This is a genomic window from Kitasatospora indigofera (assembly GCF_014655955.1).
Taxonomy (GTDB): Bacteria; Actinomycetota; Actinomycetes; order Streptomycetales; family Streptomycetaceae; genus Kitasatospora; species Kitasatospora indigofera.
Map to the genome: position 1 here is coordinate 42,074 of NZ_BNBO01000017.1, position 26,719 is coordinate 68,792.

At 70.3% G+C, this 26,719-nt stretch carries 23 protein-coding genes and 1 tRNA gene; 7 read left to right on the forward strand and 17 right to left on the reverse strand.

The features are described 5' to 3' along the window. Positions 1-57: 57 nt before the first annotated feature. Positions 58-894 (forward strand): TIGR02452 family protein, encoded by an 837-nt coding sequence (locus tag IE329_RS17020; protein WP_190211734.1) that lies wholly within the window; start codon positions 58-60, stop codon positions 892-894. A 97-nt stretch (positions 895-991) separates the two neighbouring features. Here IE329_RS17020 and IE329_RS17025 read toward each other — a convergent pair whose 3' ends face one another. Then, the gene (locus IE329_RS17025; protein ID WP_190211806.1) at positions 992-1,297 is read right to left on the reverse strand and encodes a hypothetical protein; all 306 of its coding nucleotides are present in this window, start codon (positions 1,295-1,297) and stop codon (positions 992-994) included. 104 nt (positions 1,298-1,401) lie between these two features. Between IE329_RS17025 and IE329_RS17030 the strand changes: the two genes are divergently transcribed. The 4 genes from IE329_RS17030 (at position 1,402) to IE329_RS17045 (ending at position 5,316) form a co-directional block, all read left to right on the forward strand. Then, positions 1,402-2,649, forward strand: coding sequence for an SLC13 family permease (locus tag IE329_RS17030; RefSeq protein WP_190211735.1), 1,248 nt, complete (start codon positions 1,402-1,404; stop codon positions 2,647-2,649). Positions 2,650-2,952: 303 nt separating this feature from the next. Continuing rightward, on the forward strand, positions 2,953-4,245 hold the full coding sequence (locus IE329_RS17035; protein WP_190211736.1) for a low temperature requirement protein A: 1,293 nt from the start codon (positions 2,953-2,955) through the stop codon (positions 4,243-4,245). 53 nt (positions 4,246-4,298) lie between these two features. Beyond that, entirely contained in the window at positions 4,299-4,745 is a 447-nt protein-coding gene (locus tag IE329_RS17040; protein ID WP_229927514.1) for an RICIN domain-containing protein, read from the forward strand. Positions 4,746-4,848: 103 nt separating this feature from the next. Then, complete coding sequence (locus IE329_RS17045; RefSeq protein WP_190211738.1) at positions 4,849-5,316, forward strand: very short patch repair endonuclease; 468 nt, start codon at positions 4,849-4,851, stop codon at positions 5,314-5,316. Here IE329_RS17045 and IE329_RS17050 read toward each other — a convergent pair. The 9 genes from IE329_RS17050 to IE329_RS17090 all read right to left on the reverse strand — a co-directional run bounded on the left by IE329_RS17050 (position 5,233) and on the right by IE329_RS17090 (position 18,560). Further along, entirely contained in the window at positions 5,233-6,438 is a 1,206-nt protein-coding gene (locus IE329_RS17050) for a DNA cytosine methyltransferase (RefSeq protein WP_190211739.1), read from the reverse strand. The genes IE329_RS17045 and IE329_RS17050 overlap by 84 nt on opposite strands. Before the next feature lie 176 nt (positions 6,439-6,614). Beyond that, entirely contained in the window at positions 6,615-7,499 is an 885-nt protein-coding gene (locus tag IE329_RS17055; protein ID WP_190211740.1) for a protein NO VEIN domain-containing protein, read from the reverse strand. After that, positions 7,480-9,309: a DEAD/DEAH box helicase gene (locus IE329_RS17060; RefSeq protein ID WP_190211741.1), complete on the reverse strand. Its 1,830-nt coding sequence runs from the start codon at positions 9,307-9,309 to the stop codon at positions 7,480-7,482. The genes IE329_RS17055 and IE329_RS17060 overlap by 20 nt, the downstream gene beginning before the upstream one ends. Beyond that, positions 9,309-10,727: a ParB N-terminal domain-containing protein gene (locus IE329_RS17065; protein ID WP_190211742.1), complete on the reverse strand. Its 1,419-nt coding sequence runs from the start codon at positions 10,725-10,727 to the stop codon at positions 9,309-9,311. The genes IE329_RS17060 and IE329_RS17065 overlap by 1 nt, the downstream gene beginning before the upstream one ends. 67 nt (positions 10,728-10,794) lie before the next feature. Beyond that, positions 10,795-11,490, reverse strand: coding sequence for a hypothetical protein (locus IE329_RS17070; protein WP_308438381.1), 696 nt, complete (start codon positions 11,488-11,490; stop codon positions 10,795-10,797). Positions 11,491-12,554: 1,064 nt separating this feature from the next. Next, positions 12,555-15,593: a Z1 domain-containing protein gene (locus tag IE329_RS17075; RefSeq protein WP_229927516.1), complete on the reverse strand. Its 3,039-nt coding sequence runs from the start codon at positions 15,591-15,593 to the stop codon at positions 12,555-12,557. Positions 15,594-15,630: 37 nt separating this feature from the next. Continuing rightward, complete coding sequence (locus IE329_RS17080) at positions 15,631-17,178, reverse strand: ATP-binding protein (RefSeq protein WP_190211743.1); 1,548 nt, start codon at positions 17,176-17,178, stop codon at positions 15,631-15,633. Between the two features lie 202 nt (positions 17,179-17,380). Then, positions 17,381-17,596 carry a tyrosine-protein phosphatase gene (locus tag IE329_RS42050; RefSeq protein ID WP_190211809.1) on the reverse strand — a complete coding sequence of 72 codons (216 nt, stop codon included), beginning with the start codon at positions 17,594-17,596 and terminating at the stop codon, positions 17,381-17,383. A gap of 217 nt (positions 17,597-17,813) precedes the next feature. Then, positions 17,814-18,560 carry an SDR family oxidoreductase gene (locus tag IE329_RS17090; RefSeq protein ID WP_190211744.1) on the reverse strand — a complete coding sequence of 249 codons (747 nt, stop codon included), beginning with the start codon at positions 18,558-18,560 and terminating at the stop codon, positions 17,814-17,816. A gap of 236 nt (positions 18,561-18,796) precedes the next feature. On the opposite strand from IE329_RS17090, the gene IE329_RS17095 reads away from it, so the two are divergent. Both IE329_RS17095 and IE329_RS17100 read left to right on the forward strand, forming a co-directional pair. Next, a complete protein-coding gene (locus IE329_RS17095) occupies positions 18,797-19,618 on the forward strand; it encodes a nucleotidyltransferase domain-containing protein (protein ID WP_190211745.1) in 822 nt (273 codons plus the stop codon). Positions 19,619-19,775: 157 nt separating this feature from the next. Beyond that, a tRNA-Lys gene (locus tag IE329_RS17100) sits at positions 19,776-19,848 on the forward strand. Between the two features lie 236 nt (positions 19,849-20,084). Here the strand turns inward: IE329_RS17100 and IE329_RS17105 are convergent. The 7 genes from IE329_RS17105 to IE329_RS17135 all read right to left on the reverse strand — a co-directional run bounded on the left by IE329_RS17105 (position 20,085) and on the right by IE329_RS17135 (position 26,715). Beyond that, positions 20,085-21,227: an acyl-CoA dehydrogenase family protein gene (locus IE329_RS17105; protein WP_190211746.1), complete on the reverse strand. Its 1,143-nt coding sequence runs from the start codon at positions 21,225-21,227 to the stop codon at positions 20,085-20,087. After that, positions 21,224-22,051, reverse strand: coding sequence for an HAD-IIB family hydrolase (locus tag IE329_RS17110; protein WP_190211747.1), 828 nt, complete (start codon positions 22,049-22,051; stop codon positions 21,224-21,226). The genes IE329_RS17105 and IE329_RS17110 overlap by 4 nt, the downstream gene beginning before the upstream one ends. Beyond that, positions 22,048-23,499, reverse strand: a complete 1,452-nt coding sequence (locus IE329_RS17115) for a condensation domain-containing protein (RefSeq protein ID WP_190211748.1) — start codon at positions 23,497-23,499, stop codon at positions 22,048-22,050. Before IE329_RS17115 ends, IE329_RS17110 begins: the two co-directional genes overlap by 4 nt. A gap of 47 nt (positions 23,500-23,546) precedes the next feature. Beyond that, positions 23,547-24,815, reverse strand: a complete 1,269-nt coding sequence (locus IE329_RS17120) for an MFS transporter (protein ID WP_190211749.1) — start codon at positions 24,813-24,815, stop codon at positions 23,547-23,549. A gap of 178 nt (positions 24,816-24,993) precedes the next feature. Continuing rightward, a complete protein-coding gene (locus IE329_RS17125; protein ID WP_190211750.1) occupies positions 24,994-25,743 on the reverse strand; it encodes a class II aldolase/adducin family protein in 750 nt (249 codons plus the stop codon). Further along, the gene (locus IE329_RS17130; RefSeq protein WP_190211751.1) at positions 25,740-26,459 is read right to left on the reverse strand and encodes a dihydrodipicolinate reductase C-terminal domain-containing protein; all 720 of its coding nucleotides are present in this window, start codon (positions 26,457-26,459) and stop codon (positions 25,740-25,742) included. The genes IE329_RS17125 and IE329_RS17130 overlap by 4 nt, the downstream gene beginning before the upstream one ends. Then, the gene (locus IE329_RS17135) at positions 26,452-26,715 is read right to left on the reverse strand and encodes a hypothetical protein (RefSeq protein ID WP_190211752.1); all 264 of its coding nucleotides are present in this window, start codon (positions 26,713-26,715) and stop codon (positions 26,452-26,454) included. Before IE329_RS17135 ends, IE329_RS17130 begins: the two co-directional genes overlap by 8 nt. Positions 26,716-26,719 lie beyond the last annotated feature (4 nt).

Genomic DNA, 26,719 nt, shown 5'->3' on the forward strand with positions numbered 1-26,719 from the left:
CTTGGAGTGAGAATAACCGGTGGCGCCCGACCGGCCCGCTCGCATACCGTTCCCGGCATGAGCAGCAGACTGCACGAAGTGGCCGCGGTGAACGAGCAGATCGTCGCCCGGGGGAGCTACCGCGCGCCGGGGGGCGAGCTGGTGGAGCTGGCCGGGCGGCTGGCCGCCGCCCGGGCCGGCACCGTCTCGTACACCCCGGAGGCACTGGCCGCGCTGGTGGCCCGGAGCAGGCCGGGGGGCGGCGCCAAGGCCGTCGAGGTGACGGCGGAGGGCAGCATGCAGGCCGCCCGCCGGCTGGTCACCGCGGGCGGCGGACGGGTCGGGGTGCTCAACTTCGCCTCCGCGCGCAACCCGGGCGGCGGCTACCTGCGGGGCGCCAAGGCCCAGGAGGAGGACGTCTGCCGCAGCGCCCTGCTCTACACCTGCCTGCTGGAGGCGCCCGACTACTACCAGGCGCACCGCGCCTCGGACGACCTCCGCTACAGCCACCGGGTGATCTGGTCGCCCGCCGTGCCGGTGCTCCGGGGCGACGATGGCGCGCTGCTCGCGCAGCCGTACGAGGTCGACTTCCTGACCTCGCCGGCACCCAACGCGGGCCAGCTGGAGCTGCGTTCGGCCGGCGTGGACGTCCGCGAGGTGCTGGCTGAGCGGGCCCTGCGGGTGCTCGCGGTGGCGGCCCGGCACGGGGTACGGGAGCTGGTGCTCGGCGCCTGGGGCTGCGGGGTGTTCCGCAACGACCCGGCCCAGGTGGCCGAGGCCTTCGAGGCGGGGCTGGCCGAGTACGGCGGGGCCTTCGACCGGGTGGTGTTCGCGGTCTGGGACCGCACCCGGGTCTCCGCCAACCGGGCGGCCTTCGAGGCCAGGTTCGGCGCCGCCGTCGAGCCCGGCGCCTGACCGGTCGGCCGCGTCCACCGGCGGAGCCCGGAGCACCGGCGGTGTCCACCGCTGCTGCCCCCCGCAGACGTTCACCGGCGGCACCCGCCGGGGCGGCTCAGCCCTGGCGGGCCGTCACCACGGCCGAGGTCGCGGCCACCACGCCGGTGACGGTGAACACGGCCGGCCAGGCACCGATCTTCTTCGCGAGCGGGTGCGAACCGCCGAACGCCGTCACGTAGAGACCGGTCAGCGCCGCCGCGGCGACCGGGCCGGCCTGCCGGTGCCACCCCACGGCGGCGGTCGCGCCGGCCACCGCCAGGACGGCCCCGCCCAGCTCACGCCGGCCGCTCCAGCGGGCCACGCCGTAGCCGCCGACCAGACCGGTCGCCGCGACGAGCGCGGTGGGGATCTTCGCCATCATCCACTCCAGAGCCGGGGCCACGGTCCTGCCTCCGCGGCACCTTTCACTCCGACCATAACCCCGCCCCCGGACGCGCCCGCCGCCGGGCGTGCCATGATCGGCCGATGAGCACCGCCGCCGCCGAAGCCCTCTCCGTCGTCCTGCTGATCGTGGTGCTGGCCTTCGCCGTGGTCCGGCCCCGCGGCTGGCCGGAGGCGGCTGCCGCCGTCCCCGCCGCCGGGCTGCTGCTGGCGGTCGGCGCGGTCGGTCCCGCCGACGCCTGGGCGCAGACCCGCGAGCTGCTGCCCGTGGTGGGCTTCCTGGCCGCCATCCTGGTACTGGCCAAGCTCTGCGCCGACGAAGGGCTCTTCGAGAGCGCCGGACAGCTGGTCGCCAAGGTCTGCCACGGCCGGCCCGGTCGGCTGCTCGGCGGCGTCTTCGGCGTCGCCGCCCTGGTCACCGCGGTCCTCAGCCTGGACGCGACGGTGGTCCTGCTCACCCCCGTGGTGCTGGCCACCGCGGCCCGGCTGGGCGCCCGCGCCCGCCCGCACGCCTACGCCTGCGCGCACCTGGCCAACTCGGCCTCGCTGCTGCTGCCCGTCTCCAACCTGACCAACCTGCTGGCGTTCACCGCCAGCGGGCTGACCTTCACCCGGTTCGCGGTGCTGATGGCGCCCGCCTGGGTGGTGGTGATCGGCATCGAGTTCGTGGTCTTCCGGCGCTTCTTCCGGGCCGATCTCGCCGCCGGAGCGCCGCTGCCGCCGCCGCGAGGCCCGGTGGCCGTCCCGCTGTTCACCCTGGTGGTCCTGGGCCTCACCCTGCTGGGCTTCGCGGTGACCTCGCTGGCCGGGGTCAACCCGGCCTGGGCGGCGCTCGGCGGCGTCCTGGTGCTGGGCACCCGCGCCCTGCGGCGCGGGGACGCCACCGTCCGGGAGCTGGCCGGCGCGGCGGGCGTCTTCTTCTGCCTCTTCGTGCTCGCCCTCGGCGTGGTGGTCAAGGCGGTGGTCGACAACGGACTCGGCGACGCCCTGGACCACCTGCTGCCCGGCGGCGACAGCCTGCCCGAACTGCTGGCCGTGGCCGGCATCGCCGCCGTCCTCGCCAACCTGATCAACAACCTGCCCGCCACCCTCGCCCTTCTCCCGCTCGCCGCGGCCGGCGGGACCGGCCCGGTGCTGGCCGTGCTGGTCGGCGTCAACCTCGGCCCGAACCTCACCTACGTCGGCTCGCTGGCGACCCTGTTGTGGCGGGGGCTGCTGCCCGAGCCGGTGGAGCTGAAGGTGTTCAGCCGGCTCGGGCTGATCGTCGTCCCGCTGACCGTGGTCGCGGGGACGGTCTGCGTCTGGGGGATGCTGGGCCTGGTCGGCACCTGACGGCCGGCGCGGCGCCACGGGGACGGCGTGCCACCGGCTCGGGTCGCCGCCGGCTCGGGGCGCCACCGGTATGGGTCGCCGCCGGCTTGGGGCGGCGCCCGTGCGAGCCGATGCCCGTGCCTGCTGACGTCCGGGTGCGTCGCCGTCCGGATGCGTGCCGTCCGGGTGCGCTGACGCCGGGGCGGGCGGGTGCGGGCCGGGGCGGGTTCCGCCCTTCGGGACCAGCGGGCCTATCCGTTCGCTGATGGCTGAGTGTGACCGAAAGCGCCAACTTCCGTACCCCAAAAGATCCATACTCGCGCCGTGACCGCTCTCATCCCCGAGCCCGCAGGCCCCACGGGCCCCACGATTCCCGCAGGCTCCACAGCGCCCACCGCCGCCTCGGCGCCCGTCCCGATCCCCGACTCGGGCCCTGCCCCCGCCTCGATCCCCGCCCCGACGCCCGACTCGGGCCGCGACTCGGGTCCGGCCGCCGCCCCGGCCGCCGGGTCCGGCGTCGTCGCCGAACCAGCCCTGCGTGTCAGCGCGTTGGAGCTCTTCTTCGACCTGGTCTTCGTCTTCACCATCACCCAGCTCACCGGCAGCCTGGCCCACCACCTCACCGTCGGCGGGATGGTGCAGGTGCTGGTGATGCTGGCGGTGATCTGGTGGATGTACGACGCCTTCATCTGGCTGACCAACGCCATGCCGCCCTCCACCCACGGACGCCGGGGCACCCTGCTGCTCGGGATGGCCGCCTTCCTGGTGGTGTCGCTGGCCGTACCGCACGCCTTCGAGGGCAGCGGGGCCGCCTTCGGCTGGGCCTACCTGGTGATCGTCGCCGTCCACACCGGCATGTTCGCGGCCGCCGGTGTGGCGGTCGCCTCGGTCCTGCGGATGGGCGGCCTCAACCTGGTCAACACCGGTCTCGTGGTCACCGGCGGCTACCTCTCCGGCAACGCCCAACTGGCCTTCTGGCTGGCGGCCTTCGCGCTCCAGTTCGCGATCCCCCGGCTGGTCGACCTGCCCCGGTTCCAGCTCCGCGCCGACCACTTCGTCGAGCGCCATGGCCTGATCGTGATCATCGCGTTCGGCGAGTCCGTCATCGCCATCGGCGTCGGTGCGGGCGACGCCGAACTGTCCGCCCCGCTGATCGCCACCGCCCTGCTCACCCTCGCCGTCTGCGTCGGCCTCTGGTGGGCCTACTTCGGCCACGACGACGACACCCGGGCCGAGCACCACATGGCCGGGCTCAGCGACGCCCGGCGCAACCAACTCGCGGTCAGCGTCTACAACCTGGGCCACTACGGACTGCTGCTCGGCGTCCTGCTCTTCGCCGCGGGCGTCAAGTCGGCGGTCGCCCACCCGGGCGATCCCGTCACCTCGGCCCAGGCCGCCGCACTCGCCGCCGGCGTCGCCCTCTTCCTGGCCGCCAACGCCGCCGTCCGCCGCACCTTCGGCCTCACCCCGCTGCTGCCCCGCCTGGTCGCCGCCGCCGCGCTCGTCCTCACCGTCCCGCTGGGCACCGGCGTCTCCGCCCTCGCCCAGGTGGCCGCCACGGCCGCCGTCCTGGCGGCCGCCTTCGGCCACGAGGAGTGGACTGTCCGAGCCCGGTGAAAGACTTGCCCGCAGCGAGGAACAGCACCGACTGGATGGGGAGTGGTCCTGGCATGATCATCAAGGACGGCCTGTACCGGGTACGCAACGTCGCCGGCGGCCTCCTGCTGGAGATCGCCGGCGGCAGCAACCGCAGCGGCGCCAAGGCCCAGCTCGGACAGGACGACGGCACCCCGGCCCAACTCTGGAAGCTGACCGCCGTCCACCCCGGCGGAGCCCTCTACCACTTCGAGAACGCCGCCAGCGGCAAGCGCCTCGACGTCACGGGCGCCTCCACCGAGAACGGCACCCTCGTCCAGCAGTGGTCCGCCAACGCCTTCGGCGCCCAGGAATGGCTCCTCGAACAGCACGTCGAATCCCCCGGCACCTTCACCCTCACGAGCTTCGTCAGCGGCAAGGCCCTCGAAGCCGTCGCCCCCGCCACCACCCCGGGCACCCCCGTCCGCCAATGGGAGGACGAGGACAGCCCGGGGCAGTGGTGGCGGCTGGAGCGGCAATAGTGAGTGCGGGCAGCCGGGGCATTGTTTGTGCGAAGTGCCCAGAGCAATAGGCTGGATTGGTTGGGATTGGGTGTCAGCGAGACCTGAGCGTGGTGAGGGAACGATGTCGGGAAGCTGGGTCCCACCGGAGGGATCCTGGGCATCATCGGCCGCGATCCGGCGGAACATGCAGGCGATCCGTAGCCGGGACACCAAACCGGAGATCCGGATCCGCCAGCTGGTCCATGCGCGGGGGCTCCGCTACCGGGTGGCAGCCAGGCCGCTGGCGGACCTTCGCAGGACGGCTGACCTGGTCTTCCGCCCTGCGAAAGTGGCCGTGTTCGTCGACGGCTGCTATTGGCACGGGTGCCCGGAGCACTACGTTTCTCCGAAGACCAACCAGGGCTACTGGTCGGAGAAGGTGACGCGCAACGTCGCGCGCGACCGCGACACCGACACCAGGCTGGAGGCGGAGGGCTGGGCGGTGCTCAGGTTCTGGGAACACGAATCACCCGATGGCTGTGCACTCCAGATCGCCAGCCTGGTCGAGCGACGGCGAGGCAGCACGGGTACTGGCCGGGAGCCGTCCTGAACCACGGGGTGCAAGCGGCTGGTTCTTCAATTCATCCTGGGCGGCCTGAGCGCGCCAGATCATATCCCTGATTTCCTCTCCGAACGCCTGCGCGACGGGAGGGGGAAATGCATTGCCCACCTGACGGTAGCGTGCAGTCTTCCCGCCCTCGAAGTGCCAGTCCTCCGGAAATCCCTGGATGATCGCGGCTTGCCTTACCGTGAGCTTGGGGCCGTTCGGGTCGAGGAGGTCGCGCTCTACGACGATCCCGTCGCCTTCGTCGTTTGCCACGCCCAGGCCATCCACGCCGAGCAGCTTCCACGCGGCCTTTGCCCTGCTCGGGCCGAGATCGGCTCCGCCGTGCTTCTTAGACCCGCCGACGAGGGTTGGCGCGACGCCGCCCGCGGAGGCCTTGGCGCGCCAGTTCTTAAGCGCTGCGTCCAGGCGGTCGGACTTCGCTGGATAGAGTCCCTTTGCTGCGTCGTAGCGGCGTTTCATGCTGGCGTCGAGGGCCTGGAAGACGGTTTTAGTCAGGGTGCTTTCCTGGCCGGGCCACTTGAATTCACCATTCTGGTAATCTTCATGGATCGCGACCAGGATTGCCCGCGGCCGGAGCTGCGGCACTCCAAGGGTGGCGGCTTCGACGATATCCCAGTGGACGAGCGAGTACCCGAGGTCCTCCAGCTGGTGCTGGATGTCCTTGCGATAGTCGGCGAACTTCGGCTGGAGCAGGCCGCGCACGTTCTCAATCATTACGGCCTTGGGCATGAACTCCCCGACCAGCCTCAGCATTTCAGGGAAGAGGTCACGCTCATCATCCTGGCCGAGCTGCTTTCCTGCCACTGAGAACGGCGGGCAGGGGACACCGCCAGCCAGGAGGTCCAGTGCTCCTGGTTCCAGATCCGGAAGGTGCTCTTCCCTGGAGAAGTTCCTGACATCATCGGAGTGGACGACGTTGCCGCGCTTCTTCTCCCAGGACCACTCGTCGCGCTCGTCCACGTTCTTCCGCAGAGCACCCGCGGCGTGCTTGTCGATCTCCACGAGGGCCAGGTGCTTGAAGCCAGCCTTGTGCAGGCCTACGGCTTGCCCTCCAGCGCCGGCGCAGATCTCGATCGAGAACAGCGTCTTGTCGCTGGTGGTCATCGGGCATCCTCCTGGCTGTGGCACACGGTTCCAAGTGGCTGCCCGGAGGGTCGGCCCTGCTCGGTGTGCCTGGGATAGGTCTCAGAGCTGATTCTGCCAGCCTGATCCGACAATGAGAGCCCAGGCAGCTCATCCAAGTGTGGCAGCCTCCCGGCCTGGCCCAGCCCAGGGGACGTCTACCAGGGCACTTCCTGATGCTGCTGGCCGGCGAGAAGGCTCCCGGTGTGCCCCGGCTTGAGCCAGGAACCGACCGCAGGAAGCCCTGGCTCGACGGCGCTGGGAGGGATCATCAGCCTGGCAGACTCCCAGAGAGCTTCGCCAGCAGGCTGGTCAGCGGGCATGGCTCCGGCAACCCAGGCGCGGCGCACTGTGCTCACCGAGACGACCCGGTCATTCCGGTCAAGCCGGATCATGGCCAGGACCCAGGCCGGGTCTCCCCGCATCGTCTCGTACTCGTGCCTGGACAGGAAGTGCAGGTTCTCCGTGGGCTTCGTGGTGGTCTTTACTTCGATGTGCGCTGCGTGCCCTCCGGGCCCGGCTACCGCGATGTCGTAGCCGAATCGGTCTGAAAGTGCCGATACGTGTGTCACCTCGGCGTCCACGTGCCGGCCGAGGAGCTCGACCAGGGCCGCCTCGCCCGCTGCTCCCACGCGTGCCCGTTCGGCCAGTCTGGCCTGGGTCACCGCAGCGGCTGCGTCGCCGTGGCTCAGGCCAAGGGCCTTCGCCAAGGGCCCGGCTGCTGCCGGGAGGTCCCCTTCCTCGCCAGCGGACGAGGTCGTGTACTCCCAACCCGGGCCAGCCGCCTCCAGCGATCTGGAGAGCAGCAGCATGCCGAGTGCACGGTCCTCAAGTGGCGAGGCGGGGGCCGACTGCCGCGGCAAGGCAGCCAGCCCAAGGTGGTGCAGCCATAGGAGGCCGTGCGCGTACTGGTCAGGGGTCAGGTCTGCATAGGCATCGTGATGCGTGAAGAGCGCCCGTATGCGGGGCACGTCTTCCGTGCGCATGGCCTGAAGCCAGCGCAGGGCCGCCTTCAGCGTGCCGTCACCTGGCAGCTGCGGCATCAAGGTGCTCCAGGAAGGCGCGGACATCGGACGAGTCCATTCCGGCCACAGACGAAGGTTCTTCCTGGAGGTCGGCGAGCTGCTGGACTGCGGGATCGTCGAGGATCCGGCCCATGAAGTCGAGCTTCAGTTCCAGCCGCTTTGCTACGACCTCGTCCACGGTGTCCCGGCAGGCGAGCACCGTCACGCGGGTTTCGGTGCCGGGCGCCAGGCCGAGGCGGTGAATCCGGTCAAGGCTCTGGAGGAACCGTCCGGCCTGGAAGTCGCGGTCGACGTAGACGGCGTCGTGGCATACCTGGTGAAGACTGATCCCTTCGCCGAGAGTAGCCGGGTTGGAGATCAGCACAGCGCAGTCCGGGTCCTCCCTGAACTGCCGGATCTGCTCCTCCCGGTCAGGTGTCCCACCGTGGACCACGGCTGGCAGGAAGTCCTTGAGCATCAATTCCAGGGTGGTCAGGCTCCGGACAAAACTCGCCCACACCAGGGTTTTGCGACCTGCGGCTGCGTTGGCCGCGACGATCCGGAGCACCTCTTCGTATTTGGGAGAGGACTCGTATGAGGGGAGGTCCCGCATCAGATCATGGAGTGACTCTCCGGCTGGGATCTCCAGCGCTTCCAGGCGGTAGGCCAAGGGCTCGTATGGACTCGTGCCTTGTGTGAGCAAGGCCGGGCTGGTGGCGGCCATGAGCATCCTGAGCATGGACTTGCCGAGGGCGTCGAAATCGGAGCGGGACGCTTCGGCGCGAGCCGAGTACCTCCCGGCCAGTGCGTCATACACCTCCCGGTGCAGGCTGGGCATGTCAACGTAGCGGATCTTCGTCACTGCCGGCGGAAGCCCGAGTTCGTGCTTCGTCGTCCGGGTGTACAGCGGGCGGAGCACGCTGCTCGCATAGGCCAGGTCACCGCCGGCCACGGCTTGGCTGACGATACGGCGGCCGTGTCCCGGCCAGACGAACGAAAGGAGGTTTTCAAGGTCTCTGGCGCCGTTGGGGGCCGGGGTCCCGGTGAGGATCAAGCGGCGCCGGCTGAGGGGCCCGAGAGCCATGCAGGCGGCGCCGTAGATCCCTTGCGAGCCGAGCTTCATCCGGTGGGCTTCATCGAGGATGAGCATGGCCGGGGCGGCCTTGAGCCAGCTGGCCAGGGCGCCCAGCGACCGGTCGAGACGCTCGTAATTGACGATGAGGAGTTCAGTCCCAGGATCCGGGGTGCCGGAGAGCACCGCGGTCCGCAGCGGCGTGTTGAAGCACGTCTCGGATTCGAACTGCCAGGCCTCATAGGCTGACTTCGGGCTGACCACCAGAAGGCGGCGGACTTCTCCGCGAGCGCGCAGGGCAGCGTAGACGGACAAGGCAACCCGGGTCTTGCCCGCGCCAGGCACGCTGAAGTTCGCACCGTGCCGGAGCGAGAGAAGCTGGGAGATGTCGCGGCGCTGGAAGCCGGTGAGGGGCCCTTGCCAGTCCTCTCCGAGGAGATGCGGAACGTCGTCGGGAGTGACTGCCGGACCGGCACTGGCATCGCCGGAGAGATGCCTTTGGGCTGTATCGGCGTCGTCCAGCGTGCCGCCGACCAGCTCCGCCAGGTCGTCTTCCCATACGACGCCCTCCGGGGCAGGCCAGCTGCCGAGCTCCTCAATGCTCGCGAGGAAGTCGTCGAGGGTGATCTCTGCCACGAGGGACCCGCGCATGCCGCCGCCAAAGCGGGCCGTCAGCCGCGTCAGAGCCGAGTTGAAGCCTTCCCCTGCCCTCAGCACGGCCTTGGTCCGGGTGACGTCAAAGCCGATCCGCAGTGACGGTTCTGCAGTCTGTTCCACTAGTTCTCCAGCCCAACCGCACCCAGCAGCCAGGTGACCCCGTCTCCCGCCTCGGTCACACTGCGCTGGGACTCCCTCGCGAGCTTGGCAAGGCTGCCGCGCAGCTTCAGCAGAGCCTCGTCGAACGACTCCTCGTCCAGGCTCCGGGAACCACGCGACAGGACCAGGTCAGTGATGCACTGCTCGATGTCCTGGCTGGCGTCATCCAGACGGTCAGGTGCAGCTCGCTTGCGCTTGCGGAGCCGGGCATCGCGGCCGGCCGGGTCCAGGGCCTTTTCCATGGCGTCCTGGACCGTCTTGAACGTCCTGGCCGCTTCGCTGACCTGCTCGGGCGGCAGCTTGCCGCCGGCCGCCTCCGCCGCCTTCGCGCGGAGGATGGAGTCCGTGAAAGCCTTGGCGGTGGCAACCTTCGGCGCGGTGGCCAGGACGGACCGTCCAAGGCCCGGGATGGTCACTGCCGGTGCTGCACTCACCGGGGCCGGACGCAAGTCGTCAGGCAGGCGAGGGGCGAGGTACCGGTCGTGGAAGTCGTCCTCGATCAGGCGGACATCCGTCTTGGAGAAGCCGAGGAGCATGGCGGCCAGCCGGGCTTCCTTGATCAGCTCGGCCTGCTCCCGCTTGTTGGAGGCGAGCTCCTTGGCGTACCGCCGGCGCAGCTCCTTCAGCTTCTCCTGGTGCTCTTCGAAATCCACCAGCCGCAAGCCGATTCCGCCTCCGGAACTACGGTCGATCATCTCCCTGATGCAGGTGAGCACCCAGAGATCCTGGTCACAAGCCGCAGCAGTAGTCCGGAAGTCATGGGCGACGCTCGCGAGCGGGCGCCCCAGCGCTACCTGTTCCTCGATCGCGAGGAGCCGGTTGATGTATGAGTAGTCGCGCCGGTGGTCCTTGCGCAGCTGGAGAGACAACTCCACGGCACTGATGTCTGCCCACGTGTAGTCACCAGGGAGGACTCCCACCCGGATGCTCTGCTCACCCAGGTCCTTGAGGGCCGCCCTGCGGGTGTTGCCATTGACCAGGACGCCGTCACGGGTGATCAGGCCGGCATCGTTCTGGCCGAAGTCCTTGATGCTCTTCTTGAGCTCCTCGAAGTCCGGGTCCTTCTCCGTCGGCTTCGAGGGCTTGGCCTGCAGCAGGAAGTGCAGGTAGTCCTGGCTCTCAGGGCTCCACGGATTGGCATCAAGCGCGCGGTCGAGTGCAGGGTCGTGACTGCGCTGGGCCCGGATCCTGTGCGTTCCCGGGTTGTAGTAGAGGCTGTCGGTGGGCATGTCGATGACCTCGATGTTCAGCGGCTGGCCACGCCACTCGATCTTCAGCGATTCCCGGATGCCGCCGGCGCTGGCAGCCTCCTTGAGCCGCTTCTCGACCAGCTCCTGGTTCTGCGCCGCCATCGGGGGCTTGCCAAAGTCCGGGCTCATTGCTGCTCATCTCCTCTGAACTGGATACGTCTGGTAACCCGCAGGCGGTCGCCCGGCAGGGGCTGCGCTACTGCCGGCCGGACTCCAAGGCCTCACGGAAGCGGCTACGCGACTCCTGGGGCAAGGTGCGGTACTCGGCCCAGAGGAGCTCGACCGTACCGAAGTCCCGCTGGTCGGCCTTCACCCAGCTCAGCAGCATATTCCGCTCGATGGTGCCCAGGCGGGCGAGAGCGGCCAGCATCCCTGCAACGTCGGCCTCAAGGTCGGGCCCGCCCACCCGGCAACGCCGGCACTCAGTGATGAGTTCGACGGCGGTCGTGCCGTCCGGGCGCAGTACGCTGCGGCGGGCAATGTCGAGCTGCACGGTCTCGAACGAGCTCGCGTACTCCTGCCCGGGAGTGATGCCACAGCTGCGGCACATGTTGCCGTCCCTTGAGAGGATCTCCCGTCGGCGGGTGCTGCTCGGCTTGTCCTTGTCCTGGACCTTGGTCTGGCCAGCACCCTCCTCCCAGATCAGATCGCCGACGGAGACGAGCCGGCGCTCGCTCATGCCGAGCGAGGGGTCCTCGCGCGCCGTATCGATCCGCCAGCCGTCCGGGCGGAGGTCGCGCAGCCGCCGGTCGATCTGAGCTGTATCCGGGAAGGCGTCCCTGAGTTTGGCGTAGGTGAACAGGTTGCCTTCCCCCACGACGCTGACCAGCCACAGCGCGACCCGCTTCTTCGAACCGAGGCTGGCGTCCTCCCAGGAGGGCAGAGCCATCATGTTCACCTTTCATCTTGTCGGATGAGAGTCCACGCGGGCTGCACGGCATCCGGTCTGTGCAGCCGGATGCGTCGGACCACCCACGTGGACAGTTCCATTACAGGGCCAGGACATTGGCGGGCGCTAGGGGTGCCGGATCTTCCAGGGAAGGTCTGAAGAGAACATCCTTCTGTGGCATCAGTTCGTAGGCCACACTCAGAAGCCAGCAGTGCGGGGAGCGGACCTAGGAGGGACAGTGCCAAGGCTCGGCCAGGTCGGCGGGAACTACCCGGGTGACAGCACGACGGAACAGAGAGCGCTGGCTGATGCGCTGTGCCAGCTCTACAGGCAGCTTCGTCCGGCGACCCAGGAAATCAATGCGAGGCGCTTGAAGTGCTCGCCACCAGCCCTGAGCGGCTACCTGAACGCGCGCCACGTACCGGTCCGCAAGCTTCTGGAAGACCTTCACCAAGCTGCTCGGGCTGACTGCACCGGCCCCGTCTCCCCACTCCTCGACGACCTCTTCGAGCTTCACCAGCAGGCGTCAGTGCGCCCGTGTGACCGCTGCAAGCACCAGTCAGAGCTTCGTTGCGCCCAGTGCGGGCGGGCATTCGCGGCACAGTCGCGCGTACGGAGGCGGACATGGCGGCGGGGTGTTCCCCGGCCGGGCCGGCCGACAGTTCCAGGGGTTACTGCCGAAGTGGTCCTGCCGGTCCCCCCTCCGGAGGGGGACCGGCAGGACGAAGACTTCCGGCCCCCAGTCTGGACGGGGCTGGAGGAGGCCATCCAGCACCTCCGGGACGGGCGGGACCGTGATGCCCACCTGGTGCTCACTGAGGCCGGCGAGCGCCTTCCGGTGCACAGGATTCCGGATGTGGTGGCTGACTGTCATGGGGTCGGCTTCGCCATTGCTGCCGATGCCGTACTGCACAGTGCGGCACGACGCCCGTCCCGCGAGGTCCTTCACATCGTCAGGATGTTCAACGAAGCCAAGCGCTATGCGGAAGCTGATCTGGTCCTGAGGGTCTCAACCGCGGGATAGCCGATTTCCATCCGTGTGCGAATGGAATCTCCCGCCGGTGTTCTCAAGACGAATGAGAGGCGACGACTGGCGAATCCGGCTGGCCCGAATCGATCGTCCGGAACCGGACAAGCGGACCGCGACGGTCACCCAGGCCGGGGCCGGCCGGGGGGATGAAGGCGAAAGCCGCCACCACCTTGCCCGGGTCCAGCATGCCCCCGGACGGGAGCCCTGCCCGGATTGCTTCCGTGGACTCGATGACCGGATAGAACAGTACTGCTCCCCGGCGGGGCCGCGTGAACTGGGCAGCGAAGGGGTCTTCCGGAGAGCATGGCAGCAGGCCGGCAATCCGCTCAGCCGACTGACGGTGCGCCATTCCACTGATGCGATTGAAGACACCGCGTGGGTTGCGGGCACGTTCGACCAGCGTGAGCGGGCAGCTTCCCAGGAGACTGGCGGAGACGGAACCTGCTGAGCTGAGCTGCGGTGCGATCACCACCCAGTCGTCGGCCGCGCAGCCGGCGTCACTGGCGTCAGCCAGGTACTTGAGATGGGGGGCGAAGAGCTCAGGCCGGTCCCAGCGGAGCCCTCCCATCACCTGGAGCATCTCGGCATGGCTGATGACGGTGGTCTCTGCCGGGTACCGGGTGTACGAGCCCTGGTCTTCCCGGGGCAGATGAACGAAGGTGACGCGTTCACCAGTGCCGAGCGCCGCCAGGACCGGCCCCCAGCTCTCCGTACTGCGCCGCAAGTCTGCGGCCCGGGAGGGGTGGGCGGTCGGTTCCACCCAGCGTCCCGGTGAGCGGATCTCTACGAGTTCCGCATTGAACATCTTGTTCGGAGCAGAAGGCTTGATCCAGGGGATGTGCTGAGCCACCAGCGGCGGCACCTGGGCCGGGGTGAGGGCTGCCCCGGGCATGCCGTCAGGGCCAGAGGCCTGCTGGCTGTAGAGCGCGAGCTGCGCGCGGAAGGCTTCTTCATCGCGGCAGATGGCTTCAAATCCCTCGTAGAGGTCCACCGTCTTGGTGCCGCGTGTTTCGCTGCGGCCGATGTAGAGCCGGACGAGGTCGCGGTAGCCACGGCGGAACCCGAACCAGCGGCCCATCTGCATCATGGTGTCCGCGGCAGCGGTGGTGCGGCGGTAATAGGTGACGGTCAGCCCTTCGACGGTGAACCCACGGGAGAGTTTCGTTCCCCCGACCAGGATCTTCCAGACGGACTGGGTATCGAAGTCGAGTTCGGGCTGCTCGATGTCCTGGTCGCCATTGACGACGAGGACGGGGTGGCCGGCTCCGCCGACCCGGATCACCACTGGCCCGATGAACGGAGCGAGGTCTTCGTAGGACTGCGGAACCGCGAAGCCTTCGGAGTGCAGCGCAGAGACGGGCTTGATGTCGGAGTCGAAGAGTGAACGAAGACGGTGGTGTCCTTGCTCGCCGAAGTATCCGGATGCGTGCCACAGTCCGCGAAGGCGCTCAGCGAGCTCGCGGTGCTCGATCTGCTTCACTGACTCGTGGACAAGCATGGTGTGGTGCCGGTAGGTCGGCGCCCCCGCGGCCTCGCGGTAGAGCTTCATCGCGCCGGCCAGCACGTACATGTCGAGGGCTTCACGGAGGTAGCGGCCGTCGGTGTAGGCAGTGGCCTCCTCAGGGGAGCCGAATTCCTCACCGTCCGCATCGATGCTCCGGACGTGTGCCAATTCGCGGGAGTTGCCGACCGTGCGGCTTCCCTCCGGGATGCCGGACCCGAGGTCGTGGAAGTCCTGCGCGCCCATGTAGCCCTCAGGACGCGGGAGGGAGATGAGGAAGTCGCGGGGGAAGACGTCGTCCACATCGGAGGGGTCAACGAACACGTTGGCGAAGGGCGTTGCCGTGTAGCCGACGTACTGGGCCCGTGGCAGCATCTGGATCAGCTTGGAGATCAGCCCGTTGATCGCTGTTCTCTCGGTCTGGCCGTCACGCCACTTCTTGGGATCGGACGTATTCACGGAGGCCTGGTCAGACTCGTCATCGATGATGAGAACCGGGATCTCGCCGAGGTCGGTGCGGATCTTCTTGAGATCCTTGACCAGCTTGGTGAGGACGAGCTTGTTCTTCTTGACGACCATGAGCCGGCCGGCGGTCCGGTGCAGGTTTCGCGGGTCGTAGAGGGGAAGGTCAGGTTCCCGCTTGTCGAACTCCAGGGCGGTGATGCCCTGGAGGAGCGAGCGGTAGTCATCGTCGCGAGTGGTGAGCCGTTCGATGTTGAAGCGGCCGAGCGTCGAAGGCTGCGCGCCGTGACTGAGGAACTGGCCGTCGGCCCATGCCTTGTCGTCCTGGTAGTCCATTCCCTCCATCGCGGCCGGGTCGGCTGGGTTCGCGCCGCGCAGGATGTTCTCCATACCCACAAGCTCCATGTCGAGCCTGCGCTGGGTCTGGCGGCGGAGGAGGTTGAGAGTGCCGCCCAGGACGATGACAAGCCGGTAGCCGGCGTCGAAGGCCTTGGCTGCTACGCCGGTGAAGTTGGCTGTCTTGCCTGATTGGACATAGCCCACGACCAGGCCCTTGGCCTTGTAGGGAACCGGTGACGTCGGGTCCGCCAGCCGCGAGACCACCTGAGTACTGGCCTGGTCGAGGCTGGCGACTGCGTCGGCCGGCCAGTGCCGGTTCTTGAGCAAGTAGTTTTCGTAGGCGGGCCAGTACCAAGCATGGGCCGATGTGGTCTTGTCGTACCAGGCGGCGTCCGGCCGCTCCTTGCTGATGACGACCGGTCCTGGTACGACAGCGACCGGAACCGCCTGGCTGAAGGCCTCGCGCAGCCCGGGACCAAAGCCGAGGGCGTCGTACGTGAGCGCTCGCCGCGTCGCCGTATTGGCCTGGGCATCCGGTGCCCAGCTGGGGTGGTCGATGTGGTCCCAGCGCTTCAGGAGGTGTCGCCAGAGTTCCAGCAGGGGCTCGCCGGTCTGCGCCGTGCTCAGGCGGTGGCTGAGCTGCTGTTCGCTGAGATCGGCTGCTGGGTCGATGTCCTCGCCCAGCACAGTCAGGTACTTGGCCAGTTGTCTGGGGCCGGATTCGCGCATCAGAGCGAGGACCGAGGTGTGGATCTCCAGCAGGGAGTCAGGCACGTGAGGGCTCCGGGGTCAGGTGGTGGGCGAAGGCGAACTACTGCTGGTCGGCCCGGTCCAGGCGGTCGAGCTCACTGCGGGCGGCCGAGAGCAGGATGCTCTGCCACAGCTGAAGATTGTCCTTCTCCCTTGAGCCGGAATAGTCCTTCTCGAATACCTGGTGCAGGAGCAGGTAGATCAGGGACTTTACGGTGGGCGCATCGTTCAGTCCTCCGCGGCGGCCTCCGAGCAGAGCTCCCCGGTAATGCTGGTTCAGGATGATGGCGCGTTCCTCGCGGTCGATGCCGAAGAACTGATCGGTCGGGAGCCTCCCCCAGAGCAAGGAGACCGGTTCCTCTCCTGGGATCCCCGGAAGTTCCTCTTCAAAGGTGCGCCTGACCTCGGGCACGAGTCCCTTGCCTGGCAGGATTGCGGGCCTCCGGCTGGTCCCGGCGCGCTTTCTGGCTTCTCGGTAGACCTGGTCGGCGTCGTCGATGTAGGACTTGAAGCTCTCGCCTTGATGGTCTACGGCGCGCTCCAGTGCTGCCGGGAAGAGCGGCGATGTCTCGACGCCGGACTTTTTCACCGTCAGCCGGAAGACGTCGCCTAGTGCTGGGGGCAGATCCACGGCGATGCGGGCAAGAGCCAAGTGGGCGTCCGCCTGCCGGTACCCATTCCATCCGCCTGCCTGGACGAGCCGGTCATTGCGGTAGAAGTAGAAGCCCTGCCGGTCCTGGACCCCGCCTACGGCACGGTACTCATCCAGGTTCGACTTCGGCGGCCAGATGTGCCCGGATATCTTCACGCCCCCGATTCCCTCGATGGGCGCGGTGTATTCCCTGGGGTATCCGGCTTTTCCGGATACCGGATACCCGAATGGGTCCAGCGCCTCAACGCCGAAGTTCAGGTAGACAGCGCGGGTGCGGACATCCTCGACGGCGATGGTGATGTTGAAGTCGTCGCGGGCGAGAAATCGGTGAAGATGCAGGCCAAGATGCAGCCCGAGCTTGTTGATGACCTTCGTGAGGTAGCGGTCGGTCTGACCGCCGCCGCCATGCTTCGGGAAGTCCTTCACACCGTCCCAGCGGACTACGGTGCCTTGCCAGGTGATGGGCTTGTCGTAGTACCGGTCGATGAGCGACTGGCAGTAGTCGCCGGGAACAATTCCGCACTGGAAGTCGGACTGGAAGCCTGCCGCAATGAGCCGCCGCCCGGTTGCCCGGGTGCGTTTTGTCTTGGACACGACTGTCACCGACTCGGCGTGGGAGAGCGACGCCGCCTTGAGGCCGGTGCCGAACATCCCCAGAGCGGAGGCCTGGTAATCCCGTCGCCCGCCCACGGTCATGGCAACGTCCAGGGCATCATCGTTCATGCCGTAGCCGTCATCTACCACCAGCAGGCTGACGAGCTGGTCACCGTCGCGGAGGAAGTGGATGACGACATCCCGGGCCCCTGCGTCGATGGAGTTGTCGACCAGGTCGGCGATGGCAACCTCGAACGCGTATCCCTGGCTGCTAAGCGCCTGGACATAGCGGGGGTCAGGGGGCAGCCGCTTGCTGCCGCTCGTTGGTACGTCGAACTGCCATTCATCGAGATCACTGCTCATTGCCTGCCCGCGGACTCCGCCATGACCGGGTGGCCCGGTCGCCTGATCAGTTCAATCGTGAACGTAGTGCACGGCGCGGGCTGTTCGCCGTGGGCTTCGGCCGTCCAGTATCCAATTGTGATCATTTTGCGTCGTACGTGACTCCGCCACTCAAACGGGCATCCGGCTGCTGCCATCCCGGGCACTGCCAGTGGCCTCTGGCTTAGTCGGAAAGCACCGCCCGCAGTTCCGCCAGTTCCTCCTCCGTCACGCCCTGGGCCAGGACGTAGCCCTCCACCGAGCCGTGGGTCTCGCGGATCCAGGTGAGGGAGGAGTGCAGGAGGGCGGCGGTGACCGGGCGGGAGGTGCGTTCGGTGCCGGTCTCGTCGACGTAGGGGGTGGGGCCGTCGAGGAGGTCGAGGCCGGTGTTGGAGAGCAGGAAGTCGGTAGATCCGGCCCGGGCGCAGGCGCCCGGTGCCGTCGACGCCCCCGGCGTCGCGGAGGTTGCGGACGCCGGGGGCGGTGACGAACGCGCCGGCGCCCCCGGGGGCGCCGGCGGCCTGCGGAGCGGGTGCGGGCGCTGAGTCGAACTCGCGGTCGGTCATGGCCTCCACGGTAGGGCGGCGGGCCCGGCCGGGCGGGGAGATCGGGTGAAGTCAGCGCCCGCCGGCCAGGTCGAGGAACGCACCGGTGGTGTACGAGGAGGCGGGCGAGAGCAGGAAGAGGATCGACTCGGCGACCTCCTCGGCGGTGCCGCCGCGCCGCATCGGCAGGTTCGGCGCGACCCGGTCGACCCGGCCGGGTTCGCCGCCGAGCGCGTGGATGTCGGTGTGGATGAGGCCCGGCCGGACGGCGTTGACGCGGATGCCCTCGTCGGCGACCTCCAGGGCGAGCCCGCGCGTCATCGAGTCGACGGCGCCCTTGGACGCCGCGTAGTCGACGTACTCGTTGGGCGAGCCGATCCGGGACGCCGCGGAGGAGACGTTCACGATGGCCCCGCCCCCGCCGCCGTACCGGGTGGACATCCGGCGGACGGCCTGGGCCGCGCAGAGGAACGGGCCGGTGATGTTGGCGGCCCAGATCCGGGTCAGCCGCTCCTCGTCGAGTTCGTCCAGCCGGGCCTGGCGCTCCAGCGAGCCGGCGTTGTTCACCAGGGCGGTGAGCGGCCCGAGTTCGGCGTCCACGGTGGCGAAGAGCCGCTCGACCTCGGCGCTGCGGCTGACGTCCGCCCGGACGGCGATCGCGGTCCCGCCGTCGGCGCGGACGGTGTCCACGATGCGGGCGGCGGACTCCTCGTCGGCGCGGTAGTTGACGCAGACGCGGTAGCCGCGCCGGCCGGCGAGCAGGGCGGTGGCGGCGCCGATGCCTCGGCCCCCACCGGTGATGAGGATGGTCTCGGACATGCTCCGACCGTAGCCCAAGGACGCGGGCCGCCGGGGGCGCACGGCGACGGACGGACGGACGGACGGGCGGACGGGCAGGGGCCGTAGGGCGGGGACGGTAGGGCGGGACGGGAGCCGGCCCGGTGGCGGCGACGGCCACGTCGGAATTGGCTCGCTCCGCCCGCCCCGTCCACGGCAGACTCGGCGTACCCCTTCGTACCGGTCGCCCCCGACCAGGGCCCGACCGAGGAGCCGCCATGACCGTGCCCACCACGCCCGTGCCCGACACTGCTGCGCCCGACACCGCTGCGCCCGCCATCCCCGTGCCCACCACCGCGGTGTCCGGCGCCGCTGCGCCGCGCACTCCTGCGCCCGCGCCCGGGCGGGTGCTGCTCTCCGGCATCGTGGGCTCGACCGCGTACGGGCTCGCGCACGCCGGCTCCGACCTGGACCGCCTCGGGCTGTTCGCCGTGCCCACCGAGGAGCTGCACGGCCTGGACCGCCCGGCCGAGTCGCATGTCACCACCGAACCGGACATCACCCTGCACGAGGCCGCCAAGTGGTGCCGGCTCGCGCTCGGCTGCAATCCGACCGCCTCCGAGCTGGTCTGGCTGCCGGACGAGCTCTACGAGGCCCGTACACCGCTCGGTGACGAGCTGATCGGGATCCGGACGTCCTTCCTGAGCGCGAAGGCCGTGCGCGGCTCGTATCTCGGCTACGCCCAGCAGCAGTTCCGGAAGCTGCTGACCCGGGACACGACCGTCCCGGCCACCCGCGCGCGGGCCGCCAAGCACGCCCGGCACCTCGTCCGGCTGGTCGACCAGGGCGTCCGGCTGCACGAGACGGGCGAGGTGGTCCTGCGGGTCGACGACCCGGAGCGGGTCCGTGACCTCGGGATCCGGATCGCCGACCGGCCCGACCTCGCGGTCGACCTGCTGGCCGCCGCCGAGCACCGGTTCGCCCGCCCCGGCGTCCTGCCCTCCACCCCGGACGCCGCACCCGCCGAGGCGTGGCTGCGCCGGGTCCGGGCCGCCCACTACACCCCGCCCGCCGGCCCGGACGAGGCGGCCGGCCGCTGAGCCGTGCCCGCCGCCGGGACGCCCCCCGCGCCGGGGGCCGGCGCCGTCCACAACCCCCGACGCGCCCCCGGCAATCCGCTGGCGGATGCCGGGGTGTCAGCAGGTAGGATCACCCCGGCAGGTGCCGTACCGCGACGAGCGGCGGGCGCCGGCCGGCGGGCCGCTAGCTCAATTGGCAGAGCTGCGGACTTTTAATCCGTAGGTTCAGGGTTCGAGCCCCTGGCGGCCCACAGCACGAGCAGGATCAGCAGGAACGGGAACGGCGCGCCCCCGGGGTCCGGGAGGCGCGCCGTTTCGGTTCGGGGTGGCCATCAGGTTCGGGGCCGCGGAGGCCGTGGCGGCCGCGCACCGGACCCGGGCGGGGGCCACCCGAGCTCCGGGCCCCGCGTCGTCACGTCCGTCCTCACGTCCGCCGTAAGGTCCGCCGTCAGGCCCCCTGCTCAGGCCCCCCGCTCAGGCCCCCCGCTCAGGCCAGGCCCTGCGAGATGACCAGCCGCTGGATCTGGTTGGTCCCCTCGACGATCTGCAGCAGCTTGGCCTCGCGCATCCAGCGCTCCACCGGGTGGTCGGCGACGTAGCCCGCGCCGCCGAGCACCTGGACGGCGTCGGTGGTCACCTTCATCGCCATGTCGGTGGCGAAGAGCTTGGCCTTCGCCGCCTCCAGCGAGTAGGGCAGGCCGGCGTCCTTCAGCCGGGCGGCCGCCAGGGTGAGCGCCCGCGCGGCGGCGACCTGGGTGGCCATGTCCGCCAGCAGGAAGCCGATGCCCTGGAAGTTGATGATCTTCTCGCCGAACTGCCGGCGCTCCTTGGCGTACCGCACGGCGTAGTCGACGGCGGCCTGGGCCAGGCCGACCGCGCAGGCGGCGATGCCGAGGCGGCCGCAGTCCAGGGCGCCCATCGCGATCAGGAAGCCCTTGCCCTCGCGGCCGATCAGCCGGCCGGACGGGACCCGCACGTCCTCGAAGCCGATCTGCGCGGTGGGCGAGGACCAGACCCCGAGCTTCTTCTCGCGCTCGTGCACCACCATGCCGGGCGTGCCGCCGGGCACCACCAGGCAGGAGAGCCCGCGGGCCCCCGGTCCGCCGGTGCGGCTGAAGACGTTGTAGAAGTCCGCGTAACCGGCGTGGGTGACCCAGGACTTGGTGCCCGAGATGCGGTAGTCGCCGTCCTCCTCCTTCACCGCCTTGGTGCTGAGCGAGGCGGCGTCCGAACCGGCCTCCGGCTCGGACAGGCAGTACGCGCCGAGGAGTTCGCCGCTGAGCATGCCGGGCAGCAGCTCCTCGCGCTGGGCCCGGGTGCCGTAGGTGGCGGTGCCGAAGCAGGCGAGGTTGTGCACGTTGACCGACTCGGCCACGGCCAGCCAGTGGTAGGCGATCTGCTCCAGCGCCTGGAGGTAGACCTCGTAGGGCTGCCCGCCGCCGCCGTACTCCTCGGGGTACGGCAGGCTCAGCAGGCCGGCCTTGCCGAGGGTGCGGACGACCTCCCGGGGGAACTCGTGGTTGGCCTCGAACTCGGCCACCCGTGGGGCGAGTTCTCCCTCGGTGAGGTCCCGGACCAGGTCGAGCAGGTCGGCGGCCTCCTCGGTGGGCAGGATGCGCTGGACCTTCATCGGGCCACCTCGGTGAGCGTCGGCTGCTGCGACCGCAGCAGGTTCTCCAGGACGACGGCGACGCCGTCCTCGGCGTTGGAGGGCGCGATCAGGTCGGCCTCGGCGTGCAGGGCTGGATCGGCGTTCGCCATGAACACCCCGCGGCCGGCCCAGCGGATCATGTCCAGGTCGGTCCGGGCGTCGCCGAAGGCGATCACCTCGGACGGGGTGATGCCGCGCTCGGCGCAGAGCTTCTCCAGTGCGGCGATCTTGCTCACCCCGTGGGCGACCAGGTCGACGACGCCGCTGTGGTGGTGGGAGACGGTGACCAGTCCGCCGAGGATCTCCTCGACCTCCGCGGTGTCGATCTCGCGCAGCCGGGGCGAGACGGCGAAGAGCTTGAGTACCGGGACGTCGATGGTCTCCGGCTCGGCCCGGTAGGACTCGCCGATGAGCAGCGGGTCGGGGTAGTCCGGCGCGTAGCCGACCCGCCGGTCGGTCAGCATCCAGCCGATCCTGGCGTCCGGCAGCGCCCGCTTCAGCCGGGCGGCCGTCTCGCGCGCGGTGGCGGCGTCGATGGTGGCGGCCTCGGTCAGCTCCATCGACGGCACCTGCCAGAGTGCGGCGCCACCGCAGCAGATGGCCTCGCCGGTCAGCTCCAGCGCCTCGACGATGTACTCGACGGCGGCGGCGTGGCGGACGGTGACGAAGACCGTCTCGATGCCCTGCTCGTGGGCCAGGGCGACCGCCCGGCGGGTGCGCGGGGAGACCGAGAAGTCGGGGCGCAGCAGGGTGCCGTCCAGGTCGACGGCGATCAGGCGGGGCAGGTCGGGGGTCGCGGTCATGCGGGGAGCTCCTCGATCGGGGTGCCGGGCGCGTCCACGCCGTGCTGCAGGAACGCGTGGATCAGGCGGACGAAGCGGGCGGACCAGTCGCGGCCGTAGAGGTCGTGGCGGTAGCGGAGTTCGAGCGCGATGCCGTCCTTGCGCTGGTAGCCGATGACCCGCAGGCCGCCGCGCGGGACCTCCGGCATCGGGATGCCGACCGGCTGCACGTCGAGGCCGGTGGGGTGGAGCAGCGGCTCGCGCTCGTCCTCCACCATGTCCATGTCGAAGTTGAGGTAGACCGGGACGCTGCCGGGCTCACGGAAGCGGATGCCGTACTGCTCCGGGGCGAGCTCCCGGCTGATCAGCGAGAACGGGATCCGCTGGTGGCGCATCGCGTTGAACAGCGTCTGCGCCTCCAGGCGGACGAGTTCGGCGAAGGGCGTCGCGCCGGTGAAGCGGGTGCGGAAGGTGGCCGGGGTGGCCACGTAGCCGACCATAGCGTCGGTCTCCGGCCGGGTCCGGTTGGCGAGCGAGCCGAAGGTCGCCACGTCGCCGGCCTCCTCCGCGCCCACCGTCTCCAGGCGCAGCCGCCACATGGCCGCCTTGAGCGCCGCGGACACCACGACGGCCGAGGTGACCCGCTCGCGGTCGGCGAACTCCTCGACGGCGGCGCTCAGTTCGGGGCCGATCGGTTCGAGCAGCTTGGTCACACCCGGCTCGGCGCCGGTCGGCGCGTTGGGGTCGGCCAGGCCGGAGGAGGGGATTGGGGTGATGCCGTCGAGCTGCTTGCGCCAGTAGCCGAGCTGGCGCTCCAGCTGCTTGCCGTCCAGGTGGCCGTGCTGCCACAGGGCGAAGTCGGGGAACTGGACGCTGAGTTCGGGCAGCGCCGGGACGTCGTCGCCCTGCCCCGAGGCGTAGATGGTCAGCAGGTCGTTGATCATGATCCGGGCCGACCAGGCGTCGAAGACGATGTGGTCGGTGGTCATCGAGAGCACGTGCAGGGTCTCGCTCACCCGGCCGAGCACGGGACGGAACAGCGGCCCGGCGGCCAGGTCGAAGGGCTGGTTGGCGTGCTCGGCGAGCAGCGCGAGCACCCGCGGCAGGCGGGTCTCCTCGGGCTCGTCGGGCGCCTCCAGCACCGGCAGGGCGCGCGGCTCCGGCGGGAGCAGCAGCATCACGTGCTCCTCGCCGGCCTCCTCGTCCACCTCGGGGAAGACGGTGCGCAGGGTCTCGTGGCGCTCGGCCAGCAGGTCCAGGCTGCGCTCCAGCAGGGCGACGTCGAGCCGCCCGTCGAAGCGCAGGCCGAGCGCGATGTTGTTGTTCACCTGGTGCACGTGCCGGCCCCAGAGCAGGCGCTCCTGCTGGGTGTGGGTGGCCGGTACGGCCGCGCCCCGGGTGGCGGGGTGGACCTCGGTGGAGGTGTTGGACACCGGCCGGGTGACGTGGAAGGTGGTGGGGATCGTCATGGTGTGGCGGTCCGTTCGCAGGAAGAGGCCCAAGGCGGCCCGGGGATTCAGGCGGATCGGTCCGGCTGCGGGCGCAGCGCGGGGTGGGCGAGGAGGGGCAGCAGCAGGACGAGCGCGGACAGCGCGGTCAGGGTGGCGAAGCCGAGGCGTTCGAGGACGACGCCGGAGAGCGCCGCGCCCGCGGCCGCGGCCAGGTTCATCGCCATGTCGGAGAAGCCCTGGGCGGCCGGCAGCTCGGCGACCGGGACACTCTCGGACAGCAGCACCGAGGCCGCCACCAGCACCGCCGACCAGGACAGCCCCAGCAGCGCCAGTCCGACGGCGAGCTGGGCGACGTCCTCGCCGCCGGCGGTCCCGCAGATCCACAGCGACAGCAGCATCGCGCCGGTGCCCCCGTAGAGCACCGGGCGGCTCCGGAACCGGTCCACGGCCCAGCCGAACAGGGTGGAGAAGCCGTACATCCCGGCCAGGTGGCCGCTCAGCACCATGCCGATCACGCCCAGTCCGGTGCCGGCGTGGTGCATGTGGATGCCGGTCATCGACATCACGGCGATCATCACCAGGTGTCCGGCGACGATGGTGAGGATCGCCAGCACGGCCGGCCGGTTGCCGCGCAGCGCCTTCAGCATGGCGCGCAGCGGCGGCGGCTTCTCCCGCTCCCCGGCCTCGTCCTGCCCGCGGGCCAGCAGCAGCGGGTCCGGGCGCAGCAGGACGGCGATCGCGGTGAACGCGATCGCGAAGCCGACGATCGCGAACAGGTAGGTGCCGGACAGCGGCGGCAGTCCCAGGCGTTCGGCGATCGCCGCCCCGGGCCCGGTGAGGTTGGGCCCGACCACGGCGCCGACCACGGTGGTGGTGAGCACCAGGGACATCGCCCGGCCCCGGTGCTGCGGTTCGGCCAGGTCGGCGGCGGCGAACCGGGCCTGCAGCCCGGTGGCTCCGGCGGCGCCGTAGAACACCATGCCGACCAGGAACAGCGGGAAGCTGTGCACCACCGCGGACACCAGGCAGGCCACCGCGCCCACCGTGGCGGCCAGGTAGCCGGTGGCCAGGCCGGGCCGGCGCCCCCGGACGTGGGTGATCGCCGCGATCGCCCCCACCGCGGCCGCGCCGCCGAGCGTCGCCGCGGTCTGCGACAGGCCGGCCAGGGTGGCGCTGCCGCCGAGGTCCTCGGCCAGCAGGCTGGTGACGGCGAAGCCGGTGGCGATGCCGCTGCCGCTGATCACCTCGGCGACGACGAGGGTCCGGACGGTCCGTCGCTGCACCCGGGCGCGGTCGTGCCGCGGCGGGTCGGTGGTGGTGGTCAAGGTCGGCATGGTTCTCCTGCTCTGTGCGGACGGTGCTCGGTGCGGCGGGTGCCCGGTGCAGCGGTTGTCGGCGCGGCGGTGCTCGGTGCGGCGGGTGCCCGGTGGGCCGGTGCTCCGGGCGGCGCCGGGGCGTGACGGGTCGTCGGCTCCGCTCCTGGGGAGCGGTCCGTGACGGTGGGGTTGTCGGTCAGCCGCGGGCCCAGTCGGCCGTCTCGGGCCAGTGCCGGCCGACCCGGCGGACGGCGTAGTCCCAGTACGAGCGGACCGAGAGGTCGGCGTAGATGAAGTCCTGCTTGGCGGCCACGTCCTGCTCGGTGGACCAGACGTACGGGACGCCGGTGCTCTCGGCGGTCAGCTGGAGCCGGCAGGCGCGCTCCAGCACCTGGGCGAAGACGGCGGCGTGCCGGACGCTCTTGCCGACGATCACGCCACCGTGGTTGCGCAGCAGGACGGCCGGATGCTCACCGAGGTCCTTGGCGATGTGGTCGCCGGTCCCGATGTCCAGGACGGTGTTGCTGGTCTCGGTGAACAGGCCGATCCGGTCCCGGAAGTACGCGCCGTCGTGGGAGACGGGGCGCATCGGCAGGTCGGTGGCGCCGAACAGCAGGGTGTACGGCGCGTGGCTGTGCACGATGCCGTTGACGTCCGGGCGGGCCCGGTAGATCGCCTGGTGGAGCGGAAGCTCCGGGGGCGCCAGCGGCGGGGCCGGCAGGGTGTGGTCGACCGAGCAGCGGACCACGTCGGCGGGGGCGGCCTCGTCGAAGCCGACCAGGGCGCCCTTGATGAAGAACTCGTCCCGGCCGGGGATCCGGGCCGAGATCTGGCCCTGGTTGAAGTCGTCGTGCCCGTCGAGGGAGAGCATCCGGGCGCCGACCGCGACCTGGAGGACGAGCCGGCGTTCGGCGGGGCTCAGCGACTGCCCCTCTGCGGTGGTCATGGGGTGCTCCTTGCTGTCAGGTCGTCGTAGACGGTCCGCATGGTGACCAGGCCGGGCGGCGCGGTGCGGGCCCAGCGGGCGGCGGTCAGCGCGCCCCTGGCCGGCACCGCCCAGCTGCCGACGTGGTGTCGTACGTGCAGCGACTCGCCGTCCCAGGTGTGGGTCAACTCGTGTTCGCTGACCGGCAGTCCGGCGCGTTCGTCGGCGATGTCGGTCACCGCCCGGCCGCTCGCCCCGGTCCAGGTCTCGGCCAGGACCAGGGCGGTGGCGCTCGGCCGGTGTGCCTTGCCCGCCGGGTGCCGCTCCCGGACGGTGGTGCCGGCCGCGCCGAGCGGGCCCCGGGTGAGGGCGGCGGTGAACTCGGCGATGCGCAGCTGGAGGTAGTGGGCGAAGGAGAGGTTGGTGGCCCGGACCACCGGGACCACCGTCGCCAGCTCCGCCAGGGACGTCCACTGGGCGTCCGTCAGGTTGGAGACGCAGGCGACCAGCGGCACCCGGTGGGACGCGCAGTAGCCCAGGACGTCGTCGTGCGCCTCGGGCGCACTGGCGTCGACGATCACCTCGGGCACGGCGTCGGCCTGCCAGCCGCCGCCGCGGGAGGCGGTCAGCGACACCGGCGTGCCGTCGGCCCGGCAGGCCGCCAGCAGCGCCGCACCGAGCCGCCCGCGGCCGACGACGCCCAGGGCGGGGCCGCCGGTCAGGGGTGTCTCAGGCATCGGCGCCGACACCGCTGGCGACCACCAGGGCCGCGACGCTGTCGATGGTCTCGTAGTGCTCGGCGTCGACCTCCGGGTCCAGGTAGACGCCGAGTTCGTTCTCGATGCTGTCGATCAGGCGCATGTAGGAGAGCGAGGAGAAGCTGACGGCGCGCAGCGAGTAGCCGGCCTCGGCGAGCTCGCGGGAGGTGAAGCTGCCGTCGCCGGCCGCGATCGCGAGGTCGAGGATCTTGGTGTGCAGGGAGCTGTTGTCCATGGTG

Excerpts from the sequence above, each read along its gene's own strand:
- IE329_RS17020 (WP_190211734.1), top strand. The coding sequence starts at position 58 with ATGAGCAGCAGACTGCACGAAGTGGCCGCGGTGAACGAGCAGATCGTC.
- IE329_RS17025 (WP_190211806.1), bottom strand. The coding sequence starts at position 1,297 with ATGATGGCGAAGATCCCCACCGCGCTCGTCGCGGCGACCGGTCTGGTC.
- IE329_RS17030 (WP_190211735.1), top strand. The coding sequence starts at position 1,402 with ATGAGCACCGCCGCCGCCGAAGCCCTCTCCGTCGTCCTGCTGATCGTG.
- IE329_RS17040 (WP_229927514.1), top strand. The coding sequence starts at position 4,299 with ATGATCATCAAGGACGGCCTGTACCGGGTACGCAACGTCGCCGGCGGC.
- IE329_RS17045 (WP_190211738.1), top strand. The coding sequence starts at position 4,849 with ATGTCGGGAAGCTGGGTCCCACCGGAGGGATCCTGGGCATCATCGGCC.
- IE329_RS17050 (WP_190211739.1), bottom strand. The coding sequence starts at position 6,438 with ATGACCACCAGCGACAAGACGCTGTTCTCGATCGAGATCTGCGCCGGC.
- IE329_RS17055 (WP_190211740.1), bottom strand. The coding sequence starts at position 7,499 with ATGCCGCAGCTGCCAGGTGACGGCACGCTGAAGGCGGCCCTGCGCTGG.
- IE329_RS17065 (WP_190211742.1), bottom strand. The coding sequence starts at position 10,727 with ATGAGCCCGGACTTTGGCAAGCCCCCGATGGCGGCGCAGAACCAGGAG.
- IE329_RS17070 (WP_308438381.1), bottom strand. The coding sequence starts at position 11,490 with ATGATGGCTCTGCCCTCCTGGGAGGACGCCAGCCTCGGTTCGAAGAAG.
- IE329_RS17080 (WP_190211743.1), bottom strand. The coding sequence starts at position 17,178 with ATGAGCAGTGATCTCGATGAATGGCAGTTCGACGTACCAACGAGCGGC.
- IE329_RS17090 (WP_190211744.1), bottom strand. The coding sequence starts at position 18,560 with ATGTCCGAGACCATCCTCATCACCGGTGGGGGCCGAGGCATCGGCGCC.
- IE329_RS17095 (WP_190211745.1), top strand. The coding sequence starts at position 18,797 with ATGACCGTGCCCACCACGCCCGTGCCCGACACTGCTGCGCCCGACACC.
- IE329_RS17105 (WP_190211746.1), bottom strand. The coding sequence starts at position 21,227 with ATGAAGGTCCAGCGCATCCTGCCCACCGAGGAGGCCGCCGACCTGCTC.
- IE329_RS17110 (WP_190211747.1), bottom strand. The coding sequence starts at position 22,051 with ATGACCGCGACCCCCGACCTGCCCCGCCTGATCGCCGTCGACCTGGAC.
- IE329_RS17115 (WP_190211748.1), bottom strand. The coding sequence starts at position 23,499 with ATGACGATCCCCACCACCTTCCACGTCACCCGGCCGGTGTCCAACACC.
- IE329_RS17120 (WP_190211749.1), bottom strand. The coding sequence starts at position 24,815 with ATGCCGACCTTGACCACCACCACCGACCCGCCGCGGCACGACCGCGCC.
- IE329_RS17125 (WP_190211750.1), bottom strand. The coding sequence starts at position 25,743 with ATGACCACCGCAGAGGGGCAGTCGCTGAGCCCCGCCGAACGCCGGCTC.
- IE329_RS17130 (WP_190211751.1), bottom strand. The coding sequence starts at position 26,459 with ATGCCTGAGACACCCCTGACCGGCGGCCCCGCCCTGGGCGTCGTCGGC.
- IE329_RS17135 (WP_190211752.1), bottom strand. The coding sequence starts at position 26,715 with ATGGACAACAGCTCCCTGCACACCAAGATCCTCGACCTCGCGATCGCG.